The following is a 16,782-nucleotide window of genomic DNA, read 5'->3' as shown; positions in this document are numbered from 1 at the left end:
ACCACTCCTTTGACGCATCTGCCACCTGACGAGCGAAACGGGGTCGTTCGCGCGTCCCAGGGCGATCTCACTCCGTAGCGTACCGTCGGGTTTTGCCGGCCCGGGGCGTTTTTCAGGGCCGAAAGACCCTGCCCGGGTGGCCAAGAGCACCCTCGACCTCGTAGGCTGAAGGATTGCCCGGGCCGCCGTAGTGGCGCCCACCCCGTACGAATTGCCTGATCTTCCCGCACTGCCGCCGGCATCCACACCCGAGCAGCGCCCGGCTAAACGGATGCCCCAACCCGATTGGTTGTCCGTTATCAGCTCCACTGAACCCGCCGACGTGGCGGGCGCTCCCAGCACCGCCCCGTCCCCGTCAGCCCCGCAAACAGCAGCCGCCTCGACCAGCCGGCCCCGACGTTTCGGGGTGCACGTGCCGGCCCCGCGGATCTTCTATCCGGCGTTGGGCATCATCGTGGCCGTCGTCCTGGTCAGCATCTTCTTCCCGGTGCGCACCGGCGCCGTCCTCGCGCAATTGCAGACCCTGGTGGTGGCCGGCCTCGGGCCGTACTACCTCGTGCTGGTGGCCTTCTTCGTGATCTTCGCACTGTGGATGGGGCTGAGCCGGTTCGGTGACATCAAGCTCGGCCAGGACGACGACAAGCCGGAATTCGGGCTGATGTCCTGGTTCTCGATGCTCTTCGCCGCGGGCATGGGCATCGGCCTGGTGTTCTGGGGCGCCGCCGAGCCGCTCACCTACTTCCTGGAGCCCAAGCCGGGCGTGCACGGCAGCCGCCCGGAACTTGCGGCCGCAGCCATGTCCCAGACTTTCCTGCACTGGGGCTTCCACGCCTGGGCGGTCTACGCCGTGGTCGGCCTGTCCCTCGCCTATGCCATTCACCGCAAGGGGCGGCCGGTCTCGATCCGTTGGGCCCTGGAACCGCTGCTCGGCGACAAGGTGAAGGGTCGCCTCGGCGATGCCATCGACGTCACCGCGATCGTGGGCACCCTGTTCGGTGTGGCCACGTCGCTCGGGCTCGGTGTCAAACAGATCGCCGCGGGGCTGCGCCACCTGGGCGTCGTCGATTCCGTGAGCAACACCCTGCTGGTGGTCCTGATCGTGATCATCACCCTCATCGCCATCGCCAGCGTCGTCAGCGGCGTCGGCAAGGGCATCAAGTGGCTGTCGAACATCAACCTCGGCGCGGCCGCGCTCTTCCTGGTCGCCGTCCTGCTGCTCGGCCCCACGATGTACCTGCTGCGGGTCTTCGTGGAGTCCCTCGGCGGCTACTTGCAGAACATCGTCGGACTCACCTTCGACGCCAGCGCCTTCACCGGCCAGGCGGGTCTGGACTGGCAGGGCAGCTGGACGGTCTTCTACTGGGGCTGGTGGATTTCCTGGGCGCCGTTCGTCGGTGTCTTCATCGCCCGGATCTCCCGTGGCCGCACCGTGCGCGAGTTCGTCGCCGGCGTTCTCCTGGTGCCGACCCTTGTCACGTTCCTCTGGTTCGCCGTGATGGGTGGCAGCGTTATCAAGCAGGTGTGGGAGGACCCCGCGGCCCTGGTCGACCCCGAGGTGGGGATCGTGCCGGAGAACGTGCTCTTCGACTTCCTCGCCGCGCTTCCGTTCGGGCCCGTGCTGGCGGTGTTGGCTGTCGCGATCGTCGCGATCTTCTTCATCACCTCGGCCGATTCCGGCTCCCTCGTGATCGATATGCTCGCCTCCGGTGGCGAGACCGATCCGCCCAAGTGGAGCCGTATCCTGTGGGCCAGCCTGGTCGGCGTCGTCGCGATCGCTCTCCTGCTCGCCGGTGGCCTGTCCGCGCTGCAGACCGGCGCCATCCTCACCGCCATCCCGGTGAGTGTGGTGATGATCGGCATGTGTATCGCCACCTATCGGGCCTTCAGGGCCGAACACCAGGTGCTCGTGCAGGTCGAACGCCGGGTCCGCCGGGAGGAGATGGCGCGCCGGATCAGCCAGAGCGTCACCAACCATCTGGAGAACAACTTCGACGACCACTTCGGCGACCAGATGGACGGCCGCATCAGTGCCGCGATCACGGATGCCGCCGGCAACGTCTCCATCCAGACGCGAGAACGACGTGCCTTCTGGCCACGCCGACCGCGCGGCCAGACCCCCCTGGTCGACCGCCCCGACCTGGGCGAACTCACCCCGGAGGAGATCGGAGAGATGCAGGACCTGGGCGATCTGATGCCTCAGGACCCGCAGCCCACTGCGGACACGTCGTCGGCGCACCCGTCGGCGGCAGACCACGCCGAACCCGACGCCATGACGCCGGATACCGCTCTCGCGCCGGACGCCGACCCGGAGGACCCACGCACGTCGTGAGCGGTCTGGCGAACCGGGCCGGCCGGGCCTGACGCGCCGCACACCGAAAGGGCCTGACAGGCGAGGCCATCCCCGCTGTCAGGCCTTTATCGGCGCTTGCCGAAGCGGGCCAGTGGCTCGCTGAGGCAAGTCACGTGGGCCCAGAGCCGAGGCTCGGTACCTACGACACGTGAGCACACACCCCCCAAACGCGACAGACTGAGGACGTGACCCGTCTTTCGTTCGATCCGTCCAGGCTCGGTCGCGGGCTCGCATTCGCCTCGGCGATCGATGATCTGAGTGCTGCGCTTGATCGGAGCCGCACCGTGGTCGTCAGCGCGCCGCCGGGCACGGGAAAGACCACACTCGTGCCGCCCATCCTCGCCGATCGGGTTCCGGGTCGTGTGATCGTCACTCAGCCACGCCGGGTCGCTGCCCGCGCTGCCGCCCGACGACTCGCGCAGTTGGACGGATCCTCTCTCGGCTCTCGCGTCGGATACACCGTCCGTGGCGAACGCCAGGTGAGTCCATCCACCCTGATCGAGTTCGTTACCGCCGGCGTGCTCCTGCGCCGACTGCTCGATGACCCTGGTCTCGACGGGATCGATGCGGTCATCATCGACGAAGTGCACGAACGGGCTTTGGAGACGGACCTGCTGATCGGGCTACTCGGCGAGGTCCGCGAGCTGCGCGACGACCTCGTCCTCATCGCGATGTCCGCGACCCTCGACGCCGAGAGGTTCGCGTCAATTCTCGGTACGGATGCGGGCCCGGCCCCGATCGTGACCCAGAGCGCACCGGCCCATCCACTCGAGGTGCGCTGGGCGCCCTCTCCCACACCTCGACTGGATGAGCGGGGGGTCACCTGGGCTTTCCTCGACCACGTCGCGAGCACCGCGGTTGCCGCACACCGCACCCTCGTGCGCACCGATCCGGCCGCCGATGCTCTCGTCTTCGCGCCGGGTGCGCGTGAGGTCTCCGAGATCGCCGGACGCATCCGTGGTCTCGCCGCGGAGTTCGACGTGCGCGAACTGCACGGCCAGATCCCCGCCGCAGAGCAGGATACGGTGGTCAGTGGGCGGAGCCCCGATGCTGCGGCACGGATCATCGTCACGACGTCACTGGCCGAATCCTCTCTGACCGTGCCCGGCGTACGCCTGGTCGTCGACACCTGCCTGTCTCGTGCTCCGCAGCGGGATGCTGCACGCGGCATGAGCGGTCTCGTCACCGGCCCGACGCCCAAGGCCTCCGCCATCCAGCGCTCGGGGCGCGCCACCCGGCAGGGGCCTGGCGTCGTGGTCCGCTGCGTCGACGAGCGCACCTTCGCCACGGCGCCGTCGCACGCCGCCCCTGAGATCCAGGCGGCAGATCTCACCGATGCAGCCCTGCTCCTCGCCTGCTGGGGCGCCCCAAGTGGCGTGGGCCTGCGGCTGGTCGATCCGCTCCCGTCTGGCAGCCTGGACGAGGCCCTCGCCGCGCTGCGTGGGCTCGGCGCGATCGATGCCGATGGCCGCGCCACCGACGAGGGCCGAGCGCTCGCCCGCGTCCCGACAGCTCCGCGCCTCGCCCGCGCACTGCGCGCCGGGAGTGACCTGGTCGGCGGGCGCACAGCGGCCGAGGTCATCGCGCTGCTCACAGGTGACCTCCGCGTTCACGACGGAGACGCCCAGGCCACTCTCAACGCGCTGCGCACTGGACGAAGCCCGGATGCCCGCCGATGGGAGCAGGATGTCCGCCGTCTCGAGCGCTTCGCCGGGGCGATTGACACGGCGCGAGGAGGCGCTGATCAGACCGGACTGATCATCGCGCTCGCCTTTCCCGAGTGGATCGCCCGCCGCGTCGATCAATCGCCCAACGGTGCAACCTTTCTTCTCGCCTCCGGCACCCGTGCCGGGATCACCGGTCAGCTCGCGAGTGCCGACTGGTTGGCGGTGGCGGACGTCACTCGGGCAGAGGGACGAGCGGCCGCAGGAACCGGAGCACTCATCCGCTCTGCCGCCGTCATCTCCGAGAACCAGGCGGAGCAGGTGGCGCCCCATCTCTGCACAGACCGGGTCGAAGCACGGTTCGTGGACGGGCGCGTCGTGGCCCGCCGCGAACGTCGGATCGGTGCGATCATTCGCTCGTCCGTGCCGGTGCGCGTACCGGCGGACGATGGCGGACGGGATGCCGTCCGCCGTGCCGTCACAGCGCACGGCCTCGGAGTGTTCATCTGGTCAGACGCCGCGGACGCTCTGCGGCGGCGCCTCGCGCTGCTGTATCGCGAGCTCGGATCGCCCTGGCCGGATGTCTCAGACACCGTTCTGCTCGCTACGCTCGATGCCTGGCTCGGCCCCGAGCTGTCAGACCTGGCCGCCGGCACTCCGGCCGCGCGCATCGACCTTGCCCCTGCACTCCGCCGTACCCTGCCCTGGCCCGCGGCGGTCGACCTTGACGCTCTGGTTCCGGAGCGCTTCCGGGTTCCCAGCGGTTCGCATGTCCGTCTCAGCTACCCACCCGCCGATGATTCGTCGGCTCGTCCCGTTGTGGCTGTGAAACTCCAGGAGTGCTTCGGATGGGCAGAGACCCCACGAATCGTCGGAGGACGAGTGCCGGTGTTGTTCCACTTGCTTTCCCCCGCCGGGCATCCCCTTGCCGTGACCGACGACCTCGCATCCTTCTGGGCAGGCCCGTACTCGCAGGTGCGAGCGGAGATGCGCGGACGCTACCCGAAGCACCCTTGGCCGGAGGACCCCTGGTCCGCCGTACCCACCCGGCACACCACGCGCCGCGCTGCCTTGGGCTAGGGCCGCGACACACCCTGCGGTCGGCTGAGCGCTATGCGCCGGGCACCATGTCTGCGAAGCGGGAGTAGTGGCCGTGGAAGGCCACGGTGACGGTGCGGGTGGGGCCGTTACGGTGCTTGGCCACGATCAGGTCGGCCTCGCCCGCGCGCGGGTTGTCCTTCTCGTACGCGCTCTCGCGGTGCAGCAGGATCACCATGTCGGCATCCTGCTCGAGCGAACCGGACTCACGGAGGTCGGAGATCGCGGGCATCTTGTCGGCTCGCTGCTCCGGGCCACGGTTCAGCTGGGACAGGGCGATGACCGGGACCTGCAACTCCTTAGCCAGAAGCTTGAGCGCCCGGGAGAACTCGCTGACCTCTTGCTGGCGGGATTCGACCTTCTTGCCCGACGTCATCAGCTGCAGGTAGTCGATCACGACGAGCTTGAGGCCCACACGCTGCTTCAGTCGTCGGCACTTGGCCCGGATCTCGACCAGGGTCATGTTGGGGCTGTCGTCGATGTAGAGCGGCGCATCATTGATGCGGCCGCGGGTGGCGGCGATGGTGGTCCAGTCGCGCGCTTCGACGTTGCCCTTACGCATGCTCTGCAGGGGCACGGAGGCCTCGGCGGCGAGCAGACGCATGGCGATCTCACTGCGGCCCATTTCGAGCGAGAAGAAGATGCTCGGCATGTCGTGGTGGATCGAGGCGGCCCGCGCGAAGTCCAGCGCGAGGGTGGACTTACCCAGGGCCGGTCGGGCGGCGACGATGATGAGCTGGCCGCCGTGGAAGCCGTTGGTGAGCTCGTCGAGGTCGGCGAAGCCGGTGGGGACACCGGTGAACTGGCCGTCCTTGAGCTTGGCGGCCTCGATGTCCTCGATGGCGGCCGTGACGGCGTCGGTGAGGGGGACGTAGTCTTCGACCTCGGTGCTGCCGGTGATCGAGTAGATCTCGGCCTGCGCGGTGTTCACCAGGTCGAGGACCTCGCCCTCCCCCGCGTAACCCATCTGCGCGATCCGGGTTCCGGCGTCGACGAGCTTACGGAGCATGGACCGTTCGGCCACGATGGTGGCATAGAAGCCGGCGTTGGCGGCTGTGGGCACCAGGCTGGTGAGGGTGTGCAGGTAGTCGGCGCCGCCGGCGCGGGAGATCTCGCCGAGCTTGGTCAGCTCGTCGGTGACGGTGATGACGTCGGTGGGTTCACCCTGCGCGTAGAGCGAGAGGATCGCGTCGAAGATGATCTCGTGCTTGGGAACGTAGAAATCGGCCGCGCGGACGGTCTCGACGACATCGGCGACGGCATCCTTGCTCAACATCATGCCGCCCAGGGCGCTCTGCTCGGCCAGCAGGTCGTGTGGCGGCGTGCGTTCGGCGTGGCGCGGTTCGGAGCTGCCACGGTACTCGGAGCCGCGTTGATCTGAGCCGCGTTGATCGGCGTAACCCAGGTGAGCTATCGACACGCCGAGCCTCCTCGTGTTGGTGTGGTTCTGGTGTATCAGGAGCCGCTGACAGCGATCATCCGGTAGGCAGGCGCACAAGAGCGAATACCTGCTTGCCCACCATAGAGAGACTCGTCTGCCCAGCCAAACCACCCTGTGGATAACTCTGTGAGTAATCTGCGCGAAACGCCGCACGACTTGTGCACAACCTGTGCACTCGGCTGTGGACAACTCACGGATATTTAACTAGAAGTTGCGTTTGATCAGGTATTAAAACTATTCACATGTGTGTGGAAAAACTAGTTTCAATGCTCGATTGAATGTTGATGAAATAGGTGGACACCTGTGCACAAAGCGGTGTAAAACACGGGACAAATGTGCCAAGAACGGGGGCTACGCGCTTGGGCGTTAAATAGGAGTAGCGGCGACTTCTTTCGAAACCGCCGCTACTCCTGATGAAACGAGACTACTTTGCGGCTACCACCTGAAGGGTGATGGTCGCGCTGACCTCGTCGCGCAGACGAACTGTCGCGGTGTGCTCACCGGTCAGCTTGATCGGGCTGAGCTCGATCTTGCGCTTGTCGATGGCACCGAGGCCGGCCGCGGCAACCGCGTCGGCTACGTCGGTGGTCTTGACGGAGCCGAACAGGCGTCCGCCGGCGCCGGCCTTGACGACCAGCTTGACCTTGGTGTTCTCAAGGGTTGCCTTGAGAGCCTGGGCCTCTTCGAGGGTGGCGTGCTCGCGGGCTACGCGGGCGGCCTTGATCTGCTCGATCTGCTTTTCGCCACCGCGTGTCCACGCAACAGCGAAGCCCTGGGGGAGAAGGTAGTTGCGAGCGAACCCGTTCTTGACATCAACGATGTCACCGGGGGTACCGAGGCCGGAGACCTCGTGCGTCAGAATCAATTTCGACATGTGAGGGCTCCTTACCGGCCTGAGCCGGCGTAGGGCAGCAAGGCCATTTCGCGGGCGTTCTTGACGGCACGCGCGATCAGGCGCTGCTCCTGGACGGAGACGCCGGTGATGCGGCGGGCGCGGATCTTTCCACGCTCTGAGATGAACTTCCGAAGAGTGGGGACATCTTTGTAATCGATGACACCAACCCGGATCGACTTCGCGGGAGCGGCGTTCTTGCCACCCTTAGCACCGCGGAGCGGCTTGCGGCGGTCGCCGCTCGACTTTCCAGCCATGATTTCCTAACTTTCTAAAACGTGTGAGTGCAGCCGTCAACCGTGAGGTTCGGCTTAGAAGGGGGTCTCGTCGCTGAAGTTGCCCGGGGTGTTCCAGACGTCGCCGCCGCCAGTGTTGGCTGCGGGGGCGCTGGGTGCCCAGGGCTCGTCGTTACCCTGCTGCTGCGCGACGGGCGCGCCGCCGCGGGGAGCAGAGGATGACTGCGCGCGCGTGAGGGAGGCGGTGGCGTAGCGCAGCGAAGGACCAATTTCGTCGATCTCGAGCTCCATGCTCGTGCGCTTTTCACCTTCCTTGGTCTCATACGAACGCTGCTTGAGACGCCCGGAAGCGATGACACGGGAACCCTTGGTCAATGAACCGGCCACGTGCTCGGCGAATTCACGCCAAACGCTCGCGCGCAGGAACAGTGCCTCGCCATCTTTCCACTCACTCGTTGCGCGATCGAAATTGCGCGGAGTGGAAGCGATGGTGAAGTTGGCTACCGCCAGCCCGTTCTGCGTGTAACGCAGTTCCGGATCGCTGGTGAGGTTGCCCACCACGGTGATTACGGTCTCGCCGGCCATGGGCTACTTGTCGCTTGCCTTGTCGGCGTCTGCCTCGGCAGGAGCGTCCACGGCGACCGGAGCTGCCGGGGCAGCTGCAGGCTTTGCGGATGCGGCGACCTTGGCAGCGGGAGCTGCGGCAGGAGCGTCGGCCTTGACCGGAGCAGCAGCAGCCTTCGGGTTAGCTGCCTTGCGGGCGGCCTTCTCGGCGGCAAGCTTGCTTGCGACGGCAACCTGGGCGATGCCCTCTTCTGCGCGAAGCACCTTGGTGCGCATGACGGCTTCCGACAGCTTCAGCTGACGGTCGAGCTCGGCAGTTGCTGAGGCGTTTGCGGTGAAGTCGACGACGGCATAGATGCCCTCGGCCTTCTTGTTGATCTCGTATGCGAGACGGCGGCGACCCCAAACGTCAACCTTGTCAATGGTTCCACCATCGTTGCGAACAACGTTGAGGAACTTGTCAAGGCTGGGAGCTACGGTGCGCTCATCGATCTCGGGATCGAGGATTACCATCAATTCGTACTGATGCATGACTAACCCACCTCCTTCGGACTAAACGGCTGCAGTATTTCTGCAACAGGAGGGTTGTGCATGTGTTGAACGTGGAGGCCGGGAATCCGGCACACAGACAACCTGCCAAGACTACTGGAACCGCGGCGATTGCGCCACCATCTCCTCCGATGCCCTCCGCATCGGAAATCTTCCGCGAGTTGCCCACCTGCGGACGAGCTGCCCCCGCGCTCCGGGGCAACTGGTCCGCGGCAGAGCAACTCGCGGCGCGCACACCTGCGGTGGCGCTCATTGGGTGGGGCGCAGACCGGCGTTGAGGAGCAGTGCGCGGAGGCGCTCAGGTCGGAGGGCATCCGCCCAGAGCCAGCGGACCATCGCCCGGCCAGGAGCACGCAACCGGTCCTCCCGGCGCTTTTCGGCCCAGACGACATCCTCGATTGTGCGCCCGCCCATGAACTCTCCCCTGGTGTACTTGACCTCCCCGTCGAATTCGCCGAGCAGAGGCATCCGTTTCAGTTGAAACCGGCGCTTCCAGCGGAAGTCGACCCGGTCTTCACCGAAGGGGTGCGGGTAGACCACCTGCAGCTCCGGCATCGGCATGCCGGCGAGGAAGATGCCCGTGCGGCTCAGGGACTCCCCTGGCGAGCCCGACTTCGCGTCTGCGAAGCCGACGGACCGGCGGGCACGTCGGGTGCCCCGCGCACTTCCGAGCCGCAGCACCCGGGCCATCACCTCGTCGCGCGTGATGGCCGGGATCACCGCACCGCCGGGGAGGAGGAACTGTTCCTGCAGTCCGGCATCCAGGCTGATCACCGCGGAGCGGAAGGGTTGGCTCCGGGCCAGGTCGACCAGGGTTCGGAGTCTCGTCGTCACCAGTAGACCGTCGATCTCGGTGACGTCCTCGTCCGGCAGCGGGTCGTGATGCCAGGCGATCCAGTTCTTCGACGTCCGCGTCTGTCCGCTTCCGCCCTGCAGGTGAACCTCGGTAGGCCATTGCCCGAGCACCGGCAACCCCCAGACCCGGGCCGCCGACAGGTGACTCACCACCGGGCGCGACTGCCTGGACAGCACCGCGGCCTGGATGCGCATCAGATAGCGGGCATCCGCGTCGGCGCTGGTCCAGATGGTCCGCGACACGTAGATGCCACGCCGCAAGCGCTCGGTGCCGCCGTATTCGTGCTCGCGGCGATGGGCGCGCGCGTCGTGGCCGGGCTGATCGCGGGTGAGCCGCAGCTGAGACAGCGCGGAAGCGTTGGGGTCCATGCCGAGAAGCGTCTCCCGGTGGCCTCGCCGGGCGGTGACCGGTACGCGAGCGGTGCAGAACTCGGCCGAGCTCGGCCTGTGGAGGACGGGCGCTCCCGCGCGAGTTGCCCTACTGCGGACGAGTTGCCCCGGTGTGCCGGGGCAACTCGTCCGCACGTGGGCAACTCGCCGAGGGGGGCGGGCGGGTCAGGCGCTGCGGGCCGCCCACCAGGACTGCAGACGGCGGGTGGCTTCCTCGGTGCCGAGAGGCCCGTCGTCCAGGCGCTGCTCCAAGAGATAGCGGTAGGCCTCGCCCACCTCACGGCCCGGCGTCAGGCCCAGGATCGCCATGATCTCTTCACCGTCGAGGTCGGGCCGAACCGAGTCCATCTCCTCCTGGGCCGCGAGCTCACGGATTCGCTGTTCGAGGTCGTCGTAGGCGAAGCCCAGCCGGTCGGCCTTGCGCCGGTTGCGGGTGGTGACGTCGGCTCGGGTGAGGATGTGCAGCCGCTCGAGCTGGTCGCCGGCGTCGCGCACGTACCGGCGCACGGCGGAGTCGGTCCAGGCCCCTTCGGTGTAACCGAAGAACCGCAGGTGCAGTTCCACGAGTTTGCCCACCGCAGCGATGGTGTCGTTGTCGAAGCGCAGCGCACGCAACCGCTTCTTGGCCAGCTTCGCACCGACCACGTCGTGGTGGTAAAAACTCACCACACCGCCGGACTCGAGCCGTCGGGTGGCCGGCTTGCCGATGTCGTGCATGAGCGCCGCCAACCGCACCACGAGGTCGGGTTCGGGAAGGTTCTTACGGGTTCGCTCGTAGCCGATGGCCTGGTCGAGCACCGTCAGAGTGTGCTGGTAGACGTCTTTGTGATGGTGGTGCTCGTCGACCTCCAGGCGCAGGTCCGGGATCTCCGGCAGCACGATCGCGGCCAGGCCGGATTCCACGAGCAGCTCGATGCCGGCACGCGGGTTCGCCGAGCGCAGCAGCTTGCCGAGCTCATCGCCGACCCGTTCGGCGGAGATGATGTTGATGCTCCCGGCCATGGCGGACATGGCGATCGCGGTGTCGATCTCGAGGGTGAAGCCCAGCTGAGCGGTGAAGCGGGCGGCCCGCATCATCCGCAGCGGGTCGTCGCCAAACGAGATCTCGGGTGCGGTGGGCGTCCGCAGTACCCCGTTGAGCAGGTCGTCGATCCCATTAGACGGGTCGACGAGAGTGAGCTGCGGCAGCCGCAGAGCGAGCGCGTTCACGGTGAAGTCCCGCCGCAGCAGGTCATCATCGAGGCTGCTGCCGAAGACCACGTCGGGGCGGCGGGTCTGACCGTCGTAGCTGTCGGCCCGATAGGTGGTGATCTCGACCTTCTCGCCCGCGATCTGGGCGCCGATGGTGCCGAACGCACGACCGATGTCCCAGTGCGCCTCGGCGATCGGCTTGACGATCGTCAAAATCTGGTCGGGAGTGGCGTTGGTGGTGAAGTCGAGGTCATTGGTGACTCGGTTCAGGAACGCGTCGCGGACGGGACCGCCGACCAGGGCCAGTTCAAAACCGGCCGCGGCGAATGCGTTCGCCAAACGGGACACCGTGGGGGACGCAGCCAGGTCGCCCAGTCTTGCGAGGGCTGCCGTGACGCTCTGCATGCCCCAATGGTAGTTGCTCGCCCGTCCCACCCGCGCGCCATCCAGCCAGCGCGGAGGGTTCTCACCCGGCTACGCCGTAGAATCCCGTACATGCTGGCCGATCCGAATCACGCGCGTCGGCCTGCGCTCCCCGGAATCCGGCGTCGCATCGTGGCCGCGCTGCTGTGCGCCCCCCTGCTGCTCTGCCCGGCGCTGGCCACCGCGACTCCGGCAACCGCCGCGACGGGCACGTTCGTGGGGTCGGTGGACACGGCGACCAACGACGACACCGTCGCCCTGCACGTCACACCGGCCACCTCCTCGATCCTGCGCCTCAACGAGGACCTCAAGCTCTCCGTCACCATCACCAACGATTCCGCCACCGCCATCCCCACCGGAAACATCGATGTCTTCCTGGCGGAGCGGGCGCTGACCAGTTCAACGGACCTGGACGACTGGCTCGCCTCGGACGAGGACGACGACACCGGCAGCGACCTGATGACCAGCGTCCCGCTCACCGTCCCCGTGCAGCCCAACAGCACGGTCACGGTCGCGGTCTCGGTGCCCAACGCCGCGCTCGGCCTGTTCGAGTGGAGTCCCTGGGGACCGCGGGGCATCGCGGCCTCCCTCAACACTGATGAATCGGTGCGGGCGTCCGGTCGGTCCACCTTCGTCTGGTACCCGGATGCCTCCGTGCAGCAGCCCCCCGTCGTCACCCCGGTCAGCCTCGCCGTAGCGATGCCGATCACCACCCCCGCGAACAGCTCCGGCCTCATCAGTGCCGAGGATCTCGCCGCGTACACCTCCAGCTCCGGTATCCTCACCCGCCAGCTCGACGGGCTTCTCAACCGCCCCGTCGCGATCGCCGTCGACCCGATGATCATCGCCTCGATCCGGGTGCTCGGAACGAGCGCGCCTGAGTCCGCGATCACCTGGCTGAACCGCCTCGATCTGGCGGAAAACGATATATTCCCGCTCGGGTATGCAGACTCGGATCCTTCCCTGGCCGTTCAGGCCGGGTCAAGCAGCCCGCTCTCACCGACCTCGCTGACCTTCGCCACCGACCCGGCCCTGTTCGTTCCCACCGAACCCACCGCCGCGCCAGAGCCCGAGGGCAGCGCCGTCGATCCCGGCGCACCGACCTCGTCCGACGCGCCCGCGGTCCCGGACCAGCCCACCGGCGAAAACCCTGTGCCGACCCTCGACCAGCTGCTCGCCTGGGACTACACCTCCACGTCCATCGCCTGGCCCGCCGACGACGCCGTCGCTCAGGCAGACCTGTCCGCCTTCGCGACCGCGGAACTCACCACGACGCTCCTCTCATCGGGCAACGTGACCCTGGACGACCCTGAAGTCACCACCAGCACAACTGTCGACCTGGGCTCCAACGAACTCGGCCTGGTTGCCGACGCCGGGATCTCGGAGGCGATGCGCTCGGCCGTCATGGCCACGACCGATGACGACTGGCGCGGGTACATGGCCGAGTTGTCCTCCCAAATCGCCGTCGTGGCCGCCGCGAATCCCGACCAGGCGCACACGCTCCTCGCTACCCTCGATCGCGGCTGGCCGCCGACCGCGGCGCGGCTGGCGCAGACCATCGACGCACTGTCGGCCCTGCCCTGGTACTCCGCAACAACGCTGACGGCGGCAGCAGCAGCTCCGGTCTCCACCGACGTCACCTTCCGGCCGCAGGCCGAGCCCAGCAGCAGCGTCGACCTCGCGAGCCGACTGATCGCCCGGGAAGCCGAGATCGTCTCCTTCTCCACAGCCCTCGCCGATCCGGCCGCCGTCACGGCACCGAACCGGCTCGCCGTGCTGGCCCTGCTGGCGACGTCCTGGCGGGCCGACCCGGACGACTGGCGCACCGCCGTTGACGACAATCTGGCGACGTCCAGCGAGGTGTTGCGGTCGGTCACGGTGAGCACCAAGGGACCGATCAATGTCGTCGGAAGCAAGGTCGACATCCCCGTCACGCTGAACAACGCCCTCGGCCAGGCCGTCACGGTGCGGGTACAGGTCGTCCCCTCCAACGGCCGCCTGGTGGTGGGCAACGATGTCGAGGCCGTGATCGACGCGAGTTCGGCCAAGACAGTGTCTATCCCCGTGACCGCAGCGGTCGGAAACGGCGCGGTCAGCCTGCGAGTGACGCTCTTCACCCCGTCCGGGGCGCAACTGGGTCAGCCCTCGTTGATCTCGGTCAATGTGCGCGCGGACTGGGAAGGCATCGGATCCCGCATCTTTGCCGCTCTGGTCGTGCTGTTCTTCGGCTTCGGCGTGTGGCGCAACATCGTGCACCGGCGACGCGACCGTTCACAGGGCGCCGAAGCTGACGCCGACCCGCTCGACAGCGACCCCGCCGTCACTCCCCCAGCTGTTGCCGACGATGTCCCCCCGGCTCCCCGTGGTTAGCCAGGGCGGCGTCGGCCGCGCCAGTGCGATCTTGGCCTCGGGAACTCTCGTCTCGCGTCTGCTCGGTTTTCTCAAGGTCATCGTCTTCGCCCACATCATCGGGCAGATCGGCAACGTCCCCGACGCCTTCACGGTCGCCAACCAGCTGCCGAACACCGTGTACACGATCGTGGCCGGCGGCGTCCTCACCGCGGTGCTGGTTCCCCAAATCGTGCGCGCGAGCCTGCACGACGATGGCGGGACCGCATACATCAACAAGCTCGTCACCCTGGCCTTGAGCATCCTGGCCATCACGACCCTGGCCGCCACGCTGCTCGCACCCCTGATCACCCGGTTCATCGGCCTGGGCTTCTCCCCCGAGCAACTGTCGTTGGCGATCGGATTCGCGTACTGGTGCCTGCCGCAGATCTTCTTCTACGGCTTGTACACGGTCCTGGGCGAGGTCCTCAACGCCCGCAAGTCCTTCGGCCCGTTCACCTGGGTGCCCGTGATCAACAACGTGATCTCCATCGGCGGTCTGCTGCTGTTCGGTCTCCTGTTCGGTATCGACACGGATAGCCAACGGCCGCCGGCCGACTTCACCCCGGGGATGACCGCCCTGCTGGCCGGCAGCGCGACGCTCGGTGTCGTGTTGCAGGCCGTGGTGCTCTACTACTTCTGGCGCCGCATCGGCTTGCGCTACCGCCCCGACTTCGCCTTCAGGGGTGTCGGCCTCGGCGCGGCCGGCAAGATGGCCAGCTGGACCTTCGGCATGCTGCTGCTGACCACGATCGCCGGCATCGTCGAAACGCAGGTCGTGACCCTAGCATCGGGAGAAGGCGCTTCCTCCACCGTCATGAGCACGGCGTGGCTGATCTTCATGCTGCCGCACTCGATCATCACGGTTTCCGTGGCCACCGCGTATTTCACCCGGATGAGCGAGCACGCCGCCCGCCATGACACCGAGAAGCTGCGCACGGATGCCTCCTCGGCCATCCGCGGGACCACCCTGCTGATCGTGCTCGCCAGTGCGGTCATCATGGTCTGCGCCTACCCGTTCGCCACGGTCTTCGGCGAAGCCGGGTTCGAACAGGTGCAAGCCATCGGCAACGTCATCATCGCCTTCCTCCTGGGCCTGGTGGCCTTCTGCGTGCTCTTCGTCGTGCAGCGCACCTTCTACGCCCTCGGCGACACGCGGACCCCGTTCTTCTTCACCCTGTTCCAGGTGGTCCTGGTCATCACGGGTGTGCTCGGCTGCGCCCTGCTTCCGCCGCAATGGATCGCGTTCGGCATCGCCCTCGTGGTGACGGTATCCGGGATCCTCCAGGCGATCCTGGCCGCGTGGCTGCTGCGCAAGCGTCTCGGCGGTATCGACGGGCGGCGGATCCTGCGCAGCCTGGTGAAGTACGTCGCCGCCGTCATCGTCCCGGTCGCCGCGGGAATCGGCATCCTGGTCGTGCTGGGCGGCACCACGGCGGGCGGTTTCGCCGTGTCGGGAATCGGACCGGCGATTCTCTCCATGATCCTGATCGGTTCGGTCATGGCCGTGCTGTACTTCGGCCTGTTGCTTCTCATGCGCAGCCCCGAACTACACGGCTTCCTGGCCCCGTTGAAGGCCCGCCTCGGGCGTTAGTCCGCCCGTGCTGCGGGTAATGGCCAGGTGACCGGTTGCTGAACAGCAGCTGTGCAGCGGGGGCTCGAGCCGGACGGAGCGGAATAGCTTCCGATTAGGATGTGTTGTACCCGAATGTGAGGCGCCGAAAGGCGTCTCTTCCACTGATTTCAAGGAGTCTACGCGTGCGTCAGATCATCATCATCGGTTCGGGTCCTGCCGGATTCACCGCCGCCATCTACGCTGCGCGTGCGAACATGAAGCCGCTGCTGATCGCCAGTTCGGTCGAGGCCGGCGGTGAACTGATGAACACCACCGACGTTGAGAACTTCCCGGGCTTCGCCGACGGCATCCAGGGCCCGGAGCTGATGGCGAAGATGCAGGAGCAGGCCGAGAAGTTCGGCACCGAGGTCGTCTACGACGACGTGACCAAGCTCGAATTCGGCGACACCGTCAAGTCGGTCACCCTCGGCAACGGCGAGAAGCACGAGGCCCTGTCGGTGATTTTCGCCACCGGGTCCGCCTACCGCAAGCTCGGCATCCACGACGAAGAGCGTCTGAGCGGCCGGGGCGTGTCCTGGTGTGCCACCTGCGATGGTTTCTTCTTCAAGGAGAAGGTCATCGCCGTTGTCGGCGGCGGCGACTCCGCCATGGAGGAGGCCACCTTCCTCACCCGCTTCGCGAAAAAGGTCTACATCATTCACCGCAAGGACACCCTCCGGGCGTCCAAGATCATGCAGGAGCGCGCTCTGTCGCACCCGAAGATCGAGTTCGTCTGGAACTCCGAGGTCGTCGGCATCGATGGTGAAGAGGCCGTTGAGGGTCTGCGTCTTCGTGACACCGTCACAGGCACCGAGAGCACCCTCGAGGTGGGCGGTTTGTTCGTCGCCATCGGCAACGACCCGCGCACCCACCTCGTGCACGATCTGCTCGACCTCACCAGTGAGGGCACCATCGCCGTCGCCGGACGCTCCTCCAAGACCAGCCAGGCGGGCGTCTTCGCCGCCGGAGACGTCATTGACCCCACCTACCGCCAGGCCGTCACCGCGGCCGCCAGCGGCACTGTGGCGGCCCTGGACGCCGAACACTACCTGGCCACCCTCCCCGAGGACTTGCTGGCTGCGGCCGGCGACCCCGAATTTGCAAGCGTCACCAACTAAGGAGCACT

At 67.0% G+C, this 16,782-nt stretch carries 11 protein-coding genes and 1 pseudogene; 5 read left to right on the top strand and 7 right to left on the bottom strand.

Annotation, left to right across the window (positions count from 1 at the left end):
• The first annotated feature begins 271 nt into the window (after window positions 1–271).
• Entirely contained in the window at window positions 272–2,329 is a 2,058-nt protein-coding gene (locus tag E3O60_RS11990; protein WP_134498183.1) for a BCCT family transporter, read from the top strand.
• A gap of 206 nt (window positions 2,330–2,535) precedes the next feature.
• Entirely contained in the window at window positions 2,536–5,094 is a 2,559-nt protein-coding gene (hrpB, locus tag E3O60_RS11985) for an ATP-dependent helicase HrpB (protein ID WP_134498181.1), read from the top strand.
• Between the two features lie 31 nt (window positions 5,095–5,125).
• Here hrpB and dnaB read toward each other — a convergent pair whose 3' ends face one another.
• The 7 genes and pseudogenes from dnaB to E3O60_RS11950 all read right to left on the bottom strand — a co-directional run bounded on the left by dnaB (window position 5,126) and on the right by E3O60_RS11950 (window position 11,635).
• Complete coding sequence (dnaB, locus tag E3O60_RS11980) at window positions 5,126–6,532, bottom strand: replicative DNA helicase (RefSeq protein WP_088457763.1); 1,407 nt, start codon at window positions 6,530–6,532, stop codon at window positions 5,126–5,128.
• A gap of 445 nt (window positions 6,533–6,977) precedes the next feature.
• Entirely contained in the window at window positions 6,978–7,427 is a 450-nt protein-coding gene (rplI, locus tag E3O60_RS11975) for a 50S ribosomal protein L9 (protein ID WP_088457764.1), read from the bottom strand.
• Between the two features lie 11 nt (window positions 7,428–7,438).
• Entirely contained in the window at window positions 7,439–7,702 is a 264-nt protein-coding gene (gene rpsR / locus E3O60_RS11970; protein ID WP_035835236.1) for a 30S ribosomal protein S18, read from the bottom strand.
• Window positions 7,703–7,756: 54 nt separating this feature from the next.
• Window positions 7,757–8,266 (bottom strand): single-stranded DNA-binding protein, encoded by a 510-nt coding sequence (locus E3O60_RS11965; protein ID WP_088457765.1) that lies wholly within the window; start codon window positions 8,264–8,266, stop codon window positions 7,757–7,759.
• Between the two features lie 141 nt (window positions 8,267–8,407).
• Window positions 8,408–8,776 (bottom strand): annotated as a pseudogene (rpsF, locus tag E3O60_RS11960) (30S ribosomal protein S6); the annotation flags it as partial.
• Between the two features lie 267 nt (window positions 8,777–9,043).
• On the bottom strand, window positions 9,044–10,018 hold the full coding sequence (locus E3O60_RS11955; protein ID WP_134498179.1) for a hypothetical protein: 975 nt from the start codon (window positions 10,016–10,018) through the stop codon (window positions 9,044–9,046).
• A gap of 186 nt (window positions 10,019–10,204) precedes the next feature.
• Window positions 10,205–11,635: a CCA tRNA nucleotidyltransferase gene (locus tag E3O60_RS11950; protein ID WP_088457767.1), complete on the bottom strand. Its 1,431-nt coding sequence runs from the start codon at window positions 11,633–11,635 to the stop codon at window positions 10,205–10,207.
• A gap of 90 nt (window positions 11,636–11,725) precedes the next feature.
• Here E3O60_RS11950 and E3O60_RS11945 point away from each other — a divergent pair, with 90 nt between their 5' ends.
• From E3O60_RS11945 to trxB, 3 genes are all read left to right on the top strand, one after another.
• Window positions 11,726–14,023, top strand: a complete 2,298-nt coding sequence (locus tag E3O60_RS11945; protein WP_134498177.1) for a DUF6049 family protein — start codon at window positions 11,726–11,728, stop codon at window positions 14,021–14,023.
• The gene (gene murJ / locus E3O60_RS11940) at window positions 13,998–15,635 is read left to right on the top strand and encodes a murein biosynthesis integral membrane protein MurJ (protein ID WP_134498175.1); all 1,638 of its coding nucleotides are present in this window, start codon (window positions 13,998–14,000) and stop codon (window positions 15,633–15,635) included. Before E3O60_RS11945 ends, murJ begins: the two co-directional genes overlap by 26 nt.
• 164 nt (window positions 15,636–15,799) lie before the next feature.
• Window positions 15,800–16,774: a thioredoxin-disulfide reductase gene (gene trxB, locus E3O60_RS11935; protein WP_103429920.1), complete on the top strand. Its 975-nt coding sequence runs from the start codon at window positions 15,800–15,802 to the stop codon at window positions 16,772–16,774.
• Window positions 16,775–16,782 lie beyond the last annotated feature (8 nt).

Origin of the sequence: Cryobacterium sp. TMB1-7 (assembly GCF_004402435.1) — a bacterium.
Taxonomy (GTDB): Bacteria; Actinomycetota; Actinomycetes; order Actinomycetales; family Microbacteriaceae; genus Cryobacterium; species Cryobacterium zongtaii.
This window is presented reverse-complemented; position numbering and strand designations above follow the sequence as displayed.